The sequence below is a fragment of the Streptomyces sp. NPDC001002 genome, from assembly GCF_053599215.1.
In genome coordinates this window covers 23,282-30,954 of record NZ_JBSFLV010000105.1, presented here as the reverse complement: position 1 = coordinate 30,954, position 7,673 = coordinate 23,282, and the positions used below count along the sequence as shown (strand labels likewise).

7 protein-coding genes are annotated in these 7,673 nt (G+C 68.8%); 3 read left to right on the top strand and 4 right to left on the bottom strand.

What is annotated here, in order from left to right; translation table 11 throughout:
- Positions 1 to 137: 137 nt before the first annotated feature.
- Both ACWDR3_RS34710 and ACWDR3_RS34705 read right to left on the bottom strand, forming a co-directional pair.
- The gene (locus tag ACWDR3_RS34710) at positions 138 to 1,529 is read right to left on the bottom strand and encodes a flavin monoamine oxidase family protein (RefSeq protein ID WP_450356537.1); all 1,392 of its coding nucleotides are present in this window, start codon (positions 1,527 to 1,529) and stop codon (positions 138 to 140) included.
- Positions 1,530 to 1,557: 28 nt separating this feature from the next.
- On the bottom strand, positions 1,558 to 2,721 hold the full coding sequence (locus ACWDR3_RS34705; protein WP_450356536.1) for a flavin-containing monooxygenase: 1,164 nt from the start codon (positions 2,719 to 2,721) through the stop codon (positions 1,558 to 1,560).
- Between the two features lie 128 nt (positions 2,722 to 2,849).
- On the opposite strand from ACWDR3_RS34705, the gene ACWDR3_RS34700 reads away from it, so the two are divergent.
- Together ACWDR3_RS34700 and lexA are read left to right on the top strand one after the other, a co-directional pair.
- A complete protein-coding gene (locus ACWDR3_RS34700) occupies positions 2,850 to 3,515 on the top strand; it encodes a TetR/AcrR family transcriptional regulator (protein ID WP_450356535.1) in 666 nt (221 codons plus the stop codon).
- A 593-nt stretch (positions 3,516 to 4,108) separates the two neighbouring features.
- The gene (lexA, locus tag ACWDR3_RS34695) at positions 4,109 to 4,780 is read left to right on the top strand and encodes a transcriptional repressor LexA (RefSeq protein ID WP_450356534.1); all 672 of its coding nucleotides are present in this window, start codon (positions 4,109 to 4,111) and stop codon (positions 4,778 to 4,780) included.
- Positions 4,781 to 4,888: 108 nt separating this feature from the next.
- Here the strand turns inward: lexA and ACWDR3_RS34690 are convergent, their stop codons facing one another.
- Both ACWDR3_RS34690 and ACWDR3_RS34685 read right to left on the bottom strand, forming a co-directional pair.
- The gene (locus tag ACWDR3_RS34690) at positions 4,889 to 5,374 is read right to left on the bottom strand and encodes an iron chaperone (protein WP_450356533.1); all 486 of its coding nucleotides are present in this window, start codon (positions 5,372 to 5,374) and stop codon (positions 4,889 to 4,891) included.
- An 88-nt stretch (positions 5,375 to 5,462) separates the two neighbouring features.
- Positions 5,463 to 6,101 carry a glyoxalase gene (locus ACWDR3_RS34685; RefSeq protein WP_450356532.1) on the bottom strand — a complete coding sequence of 213 codons (639 nt, stop codon included), beginning with the start codon at positions 6,099 to 6,101 and terminating at the stop codon, positions 5,463 to 5,465.
- 423 nt (positions 6,102 to 6,524) lie between these two features.
- Between ACWDR3_RS34685 and ACWDR3_RS34680 the strand changes: the two genes are divergently transcribed.
- Positions 6,525 to 7,592, top strand: coding sequence for a PQQ-dependent sugar dehydrogenase (locus tag ACWDR3_RS34680; RefSeq protein WP_450356531.1), 1,068 nt, complete (start codon positions 6,525 to 6,527; stop codon positions 7,590 to 7,592).
- Positions 7,593 to 7,673: the final 81 nt, after the last annotated feature.

The window sequence follows — 7,673 nt, the reverse complement described above, 5'->3', positions numbered from 1 at the left end:
ATGGGATCCAGATGTTCCTGTTCCGGAAGGGGTGTCGACGTCGCCTGTGGGGTGTGCGGTGCGTCAGCCGGTGGCGAAGGAAAACTTGTCCGGAAGAGGCGAGCCGAGGTCGCCAACTAAGCCCAGCACCAGCGGACTCAGCGTTCGAGGACGGCGAGCACCTCCGCGGCGGCCCGTTCGCCGGCGCGCACGGCGCCTTCCATGTAGCCGGTCCAGTAGGTGGCGGTCTCGGTGCCGGCCCAGTGCACGCGCCCCACCGGGGTGCGGATCTGACTGCCGTAGGTCGAGATGACTCCGGGTCCCGCGATCGCGGTGGGCGCGCCGCCGGTCCAGCGTTCGCGGGTCCAGTCCTGCTCGATGTAGTCGAGGGGGTTGAGCGCCTTCGGCCCGAAGAGCTTGGCGTACGCCTTGAGGACGGCGGCACGGCGTTCCTCGACGGGACGGTTGCCCCAGTCCTGCCAGCTCGTACCTCCGATGAAGGTCATCATCACGCCGACGCTCGCGTCGGGCGGACTGTTCTCGAAGGTGATGCGCACCGGGTCCTCGTCCATGACCGCGCCGCCGCACAGTCCCATCTCGCGCCAGAAGGGGGTGTCGTAGACGACGTGGACCTTCATCAGCCGGCCCATCGGGCGGCGGATGACCATCTGCTGACGCAGCGGGGGCGGGAGGGGATCGAAGTCGATCTGGCCGCACAACTGGGGAGGCATCGCCACCACCGCTCGCCCGGCCCTGAAGTCGCCGGCGTCGCTGACCACGAGCACATGGTCGTCGTCCTGGGTGATGCGGCGCACGGGCGCGTCGAGGACGACCGCTTCCCCGAGCTTCTCGGCGATACGCAGCGGGATCAGCTGTGATCCGCCGACGATCCGGGATTCCTGGGCTCCGCCGGTGATACCGGCCGACCGGTCGAAGGTGCCGGGGTGGGATTCGTCCCCTGCGGTCGCCAGGTACCACAGCAGGAAGAGCAGGGACATCTCGGACGGGTCGGCGCCGAGCAAGGGATGCAGGTAGGCCAGCAGGAGGTCGGACGTACGCGGGTTGACGGTGTTCTTCCTGAGCCAGGTGCGCACCGAGGTCGCGTCCCATTCGGCCGCCTTCGGCGCGTTCCACGGCGCGTCGACGGGGACCTGCCGCGACATGGAGTTCAGCCGCAGCTGCAGGTGCAGCGCGTCGGGCAGGACCGTGGGCGAGGGCGGGGTGGTGCCGCGGTAGGTGTGCCTGCGTCCGGTGCGGGTGATGTAGACGTTGCGGCCCTGCTCGTACTGTTTGAAGGTCTTGATGCCGAGTTCGCCGGCAAGGGCGAGGATGCGGTCCTGGGTGGGGCCGACGAAGGCGCCTCCCAACTCGACGACGGCACCGCCCGCCAGGGTGTGGTTCCACACCCGGCCGCCGACCCGGTCGCGGGCCTCGACGACGGCCACCGACCTGCCCGCGGCGGCAACCGCGCGCGCCGTGACCAGCCCGGAGATCCCGGCGCCGACGACCACGACATCGACGTCCCTGACCGGTTGTGTGCTTGGGGTCATCATTGGTCTCTCCGTGGGTCGTGGGTGTTCACAGGTGGCTGAGGGTCCTGGCGATGCGTCGCGCATCGATGCCGATCTCGCGGAACATGCCGCTGATCGGGTTGGTGAATCCGAGGAAGTAGAGGCCCGGCGCCTCGGGAGCGGTGTGCCTGCCATGGGCTCTGGGCAGTCCCTTGGCGTCGAGGACTCCCAGGTGCCCGACCAGTTCGGTCAGGCCTCGGACGTACCCGGTGGCGGCGACGACGACCTCGGGGTCGATCCGGGAGCCGTCGGCGAGCGTCACCCACGGCCCCTCGAACCCGGTTACCGCCGGGACCGGGGTGATCCTCCCGGCGCGCAAAGCGTCGACGAACCCGACGTCCAGGATCGGGATCTCGCCACGCCTGGCCCGGGTGTGCACGCCCTTGCCCGGATCGGGAAAGCCGTACGCGGTCAGGTCCGGCACCGTCAGCCGCCGCATGGGCTCGACCAGGGCGTCGGCGAGCGCGGAGGGCATACGGCGCATCAGCACCGAGAAGACCTGGGTGGGGATGCCGTAGGCCTGGCGGGGCAGCACGTGGGGCGGGGTGCGGACCGAGATCCGTACGCGACGCGCGCCGTGCTCGGTCAGGTCTACGGCGATCTCGGCGCCGGAGTTGCCGCTGCCGACCACCATCACGTCGCGGTCCTTGAACGGCTCGCCGTTGCGGTAGGCGCTGGAATGGATCAGCTCGCCGGTGAACTCGCCCTTTCCGGGCCAGTCGGGGATCGCGGGAGTGTGGTTGTAGCCGGTGGCCACGATCACGGTGCGGGCACGCAGGTCCTCGCCGGGCGTGCGCACCGACCATCCGCCGTGTTCGCGGTCGATGCGCGTGACCTTCACTCCGGTGCGGACTGTCAGCCGGTGGAACTCGGCGTAGGCGTCCAGGTAGCGAACCACCCCGTCGCGCGAGACCCAGCGCCCCTCGCTCTCGGGTATCGCGAAGCCCGGCAGGCCGGAGAGCCATCTGGGGGTGTGCAAGTGCAGGCGGTCGTAGTGATGCCGCCAGCTGGAGGCGATCGTGTCGTCGCATTCGAGCACCAGCGCGTCCAGACCGCGCGCATGGAGCGCGCCGGCGGCGGCCAGTCCCGCCGGCCCCGCGCCGATCACCACGATCGGGGTCACCGGTGTCGTCCGCGACGCCGCACGCCTCAAAACGTAAACACGACTCATGTTTACATTAGTACCCCCGCGAGTCTGGTGCGGCAAGAGGCGAGGAGGGTGCATCGGTATCGGCCACGGCAGGCGGGTGACCGTGCGTGACCTCAATACCGAGGTGCGCATTTCGTAGACTGAGCGCCATGAACGCCACCCCACCAGCCGAGAATCCGGGCCTCGCGCAGCAGAGTCGGAGAGCGCCGGTGCAGCAACGCAGCCGGGAGCGGGTGGAGGCGATCCTCGACGCCGCGGCCGCACTGGTGGTCGAGAAAGGCGTGGAAGCACTGGGCACCCGGGCCATCGCCGAGGCCACGGCGTTCCCGGTGGCCTCGATCTATCAGTACTTCGCCGACAAGGACGCCATTCTGCTCGCGCTGGTCGAACGCGACACCGCGGAGATGGACGCGCGGTTGGCTCTGGCGGCGTCGAAGTTGGAGGCTGTGAGCCTGCACAGCCTGGTGGATGCCACCCTGGCCGCGTTCACGTCGGTATGCAGAGAACGCCCGGGATTCGTGATGATCTGGAGTCGGGGCCGCGTCAACGCCACGATCGCCAACTACTGCCGCGAGCACAACAAACGCATCGCCAAGACCCTCTTCGAACTGGCCACGGCATCCAACGTGGTACGCCCGGACGCCACCCTGCTCACCGCGGAGTTGGCGGTCGAACTCGGCGACCGGATCATCGAACTCGCCTTCGCCGAGGACCTGAACGGGGACGAGGGGGTGCTGCGGGCGGGGAGTGAACTGTTGATCGGCGCTTTGACGCAGTACGAGGTCGGTGGGTCGGATGGCGGAGATCGGTCATGAATGCGATCGGCTTCGCAATACCGCGAGCGTTCCCGAGGCGGCCCTCCGGGGTCGGCCAGGGGGGCGGATTCCCCTGCTCGAAGAGGTATGAGGTTCCACCGGACGGTCAGAAGCTCCAGCTGTAGAGGCCACCACCCGTGCTCATCGCCGACGCCGCGAGTCGGGCAACTCCCTGCAGGACCGTCAGCAGATCATCGTCGGTCATGTCGTCCCCGTCGGCAGCTCTGAGCCTCGTGGTCCAGCGACCTGCGAGTTCTTCCAGTTCAGTGAAGTCGGCGTCAGCCAATGCCCGAGTCAACCGCTGCGGCAGAGCGAAGACCTCAACGCCATCGTTCAAGGGGGGCGGTGACGCACTCCGGCGGTCTCGTCGTCAGGAGCGAGGAAGACGCCATGTCGTGGGCCATCTCGGGATGATGGCAGCCGGCCGTACGGGCGCCGGTGACAGGTGTCGCGACCAGGAGACAGGCATCTCGACCAATGACATCTGCTCCTCCCTAATCCCCTCAGCGGATTGCCGCAAATTCGAGAAGGTGTTCCATTTCGCGTTAGAGGCGAGATAGGGTCCTACCAGACGATCTTGGACGGAGGCCCGGATGGAGAACACCGCACCCAATCGTCGGGGCCGCCCTCCAGGCGTCCGCGCCGCCGCGGGAGAGTTGACGGACCGACAGGCGGCTATCGTCCGCTATATCGGCCAGGCGGTCGGCGAGCAGGGCTATCCGCCGTCGATGCGGGAGATCGGCAAGGCCGTGGATCTCGCCAGTACCTCCTCCGTCGCCCACCAACTGATGGCCCTGGAGGGCAAGGGCATCATCTACCGCGACCCGCACCGCCCCCGTGCCTACCGCGTCCGCCCTTCATGGGCACCCGACCTGGACAGCCGGAGCGAGGCGCCGGTCGAGGTACCGCTCGTCGGACGTATCGCCGCCGGTGCTCCTCTGCTCGCTGATGAGATGGTCGAGGACGTCTACTGCATGCCCCGTCAGGTCGTGGGCGACGGCGACCTGTTCGCCTTGACGGTTGCGGGCGACAGCATGGTCGACGCCGCGATCTGCGACGGAGACATCGTGACCGTCAGGCGCCAGGACAGCGCCGACCACGGGGACATCGTCGCCGCGCTGCTGGAGGACGAGGCCACCGTCAAGGTGTTGCGCCGGCAGGACGGGCGGGTGTGGCTCATGCCCCGCAACTCGGCCTACGAGCCGATCCCCGGCGACAACGCGCAGATCCTCGGCAAGGTCGTCAGCGTCCTGCGCCTGCTCTGACCCGGCCTTGTCGGCGGCGCCGTTGGCTCCCACGACATTCCGTGAACCCCGGCGGCGAGATCTTTGGGCCGGATGAAGACAGGGAGCCGACGGGTGGCCGACGCCTCCTCAACCCACCGCCCTCTTGACCAGTGCGCTGATGCGTTCCTCGTCCGCCGTCGTCAGTTCCCTCAGGGCATACGCGGTAGCCCATATGGAGCCGTCGTCGAGTGCCGCCAGGTCGCTGAAGCCGAGCGTGGCGTACCTCGACTTGAACTTCTCGGCGCTCTGGAAGTGGCAGACGACCTTGCCGTCCCTGGCGTACGCGGGCATCCCGTACCAGAGCTTGGGCGTGAGGTCGGGAGCGGCGGTCTTGATGATCGAGTGGATCCGTTCGGCTAGGACGCGGTCCGCTGCCGGCATCTCGGCGATCTTGGCGAGCACGTCCTGCTCCGCCGCGGCCTCCTTCTCGGCCCGGGATGAACCGCGCCTGGCCGCCGCCTTCTTCTCCTCGCGTGCGTGCTCCTTCATCGCGGCCCGCTCCTCGGCGGTGAATCCGCTGTACGTGTCGGTGGTCGTGCCGGAGTTCTCGGCGGGTGACTTCGTGGACGGCATGGCAGGTTTCCTCTCTTGCGAGGGCAGGCAGGCAGGCTGGCGGGGTGCGGGGGAGCCGGGCCCTGGAGCCAGGACGGCGTGGGGCGGGTTAGGTGACGCTCTCCCAGACGAACCCGTCCGGGTCGGTGAAGGCGCCGGTGGCGCTGCCGAGGACGACGCGGTGAGTGCCGGTGCCGTCGTCCGGGACGCCGAGGTCCTTGGCCAGGGCGCGGCGCTTGTACAGCGCCAACTTGAGGGGGCTGGACTGGCCGGAGGCGAACTCGGCGTACTTGCCGCCGAAGCTCTTGCTGACACTCAGGCCCTGTCCGACGTAGAACTGCTTGGTGGCCTTCACGTCCTCGACGCCGAGCAGCAGGACGACCTCGTCGATCTCGCGGGTGGCGGGGCCGGTGTCCTTCTTCGCCGAGGTCGCGATCTTCCAGATCGTTCCGTCCGGGGCCTGGACGACGCCGCCGTAGCCCCACAGCGACTTCGCGGCGGGCTTCAGCACCGTGGCGCCTGCGTCCACGGCGGCGCCGACGAAGCCGTCGACGGTGGCCGGCCCGGACACCGTGAGGGCCAGGGTGAAGCCGCGGAATCCGGCGGAGGGCTCCTCGGACGCCCGCAGGCGTATGTACGTGTCCACGCCGAAGGCGCTGTAGAAGAGGCGCGCGGCCTCGGGGTCGGCCACCTCAAGGGTGACGGACGCAAGGGCTGTGCCGGCTGCGGTGGAAGCGGTGGTTGCCATGACCATCACGCTAGGGGCTGGGTGGCGGCCAGGGCTTCTCGAATCCTGACCGGTCTTGTGACGCGCTTCGCCCGGTCTCACGAAGGTGGTCTCGCCGTCGTTCAAGCGCGTGGTGGCATGGAGGCGGCTGTGCGAGAGGCAGCGGCCCAAGAAGGGTGCCGAGGTCCCGGAGTTGCCCTTCCCGGTCGTCAGCGACGCGGGCCGGGCAAAGGGTGAGACGGCGCCCGTCCGGCGTGGAACCCGCTGGGAGGTGAAGGGCAGTCCGACGGGGTCGAATGCGCTGTGAGCGGCTCGGACTGTAAGCCGCTCGGAGTGTCGAGGCGGAGTATGGCTGTCGTCGGTCAACCTGCGGAGTCTGTTCTTCAGCTGAAGGTCACCGTTTCGAGGTGGTCGCACCGGAGGGGCTGTTCCTACGATCACCGCGTGCGCTGGCGACGGATGCTCGTAATTGGCCTGCCTGTTGTGCTGGTGACGGCGGCCGCTGTGGGGGTCTACTCCTACGGCTCCTTCTTTGGCTGGTGGGCGCGCCCGACCGTCCACGATGCCCCGGAGGCGAAACCGGCGTCCGTGGAGACGGTCGCGAGCGGGCTGCGCCTCCCCTTCGACCTGGCGTTCCTCCCCGATGGGTCGGCGCTGGTCACCGAACGTGAGAGCGGCCGCCTGCGGAAGGTCAGCCCCGACGGGAAGCTCACCGAGGTCGGGGTCATTCGGGAGATCGCCGAGCCGACTAGGCAAGCCGGGCTGCAGGGGGTGGCGGTCTCGCCTTCCTACGAACGGGACGGCTGGGTGTACGTCTACTACACCACCGAGCGGGACAGCCGCGTGGCCCGGTTGCGACTGGACTCGTCGACTCCGCCCGAGCCGATCCTGACCGGTATCCCCAGCGGCGAGATCCACAATGGCGGGCGGATCAGGTTCGGCCCGGACGGCATGCTCTACGTGACCACCGGGGAGGCCGACGACCGTCCCAGGGCCCAGGACCGCAAGGACCTGGGCGGCAAGATCCTGCGGGTTACGCCGACGGGCAAGCCCGCACCGGACAACCCGATCGAGGGCTCGCCGGTGTACAGCTGGGGCTTCCGCGACCCGCAAGGACTCGCCTGGGACGAGAAGGGCCAGCTCTACGCATCGGATTTCGGCCACCACAACCTCGACGAGCTGAACCGGATCGAACCCGGCGCCAACTACGGCTGGCCCGAGGTGGAAGGCACCGGTGGGGGATCCAAGTACACGGACCCGATCGCGACGTGGAAGCCTGCCGACGCCTCACCCAGCGGGATGACCTACAACGGCGGCCGGATCTGGGTCGCCGGCCTGCGTGGCGAGCGGCTCTACCGGATCGCCCCGGACGGCTCGTCGCCCGAGCAGTTGCTGACCGGCAAGTACGGCCGGCTACGGCTCGTGACCACGGCCCCGGACGGCTCGCTGTGGGTCCTGACCAACGGCCGCACCGGCCCTGACTACGACCTGATCCTCCGGGTGACCCCGTGAGTCTCTTCCATGGCCCGCACGGCCCACGATCATGATCTTGGATATCTGAGCACCGGTCTCAGGCAACGGCCGCGACACTGG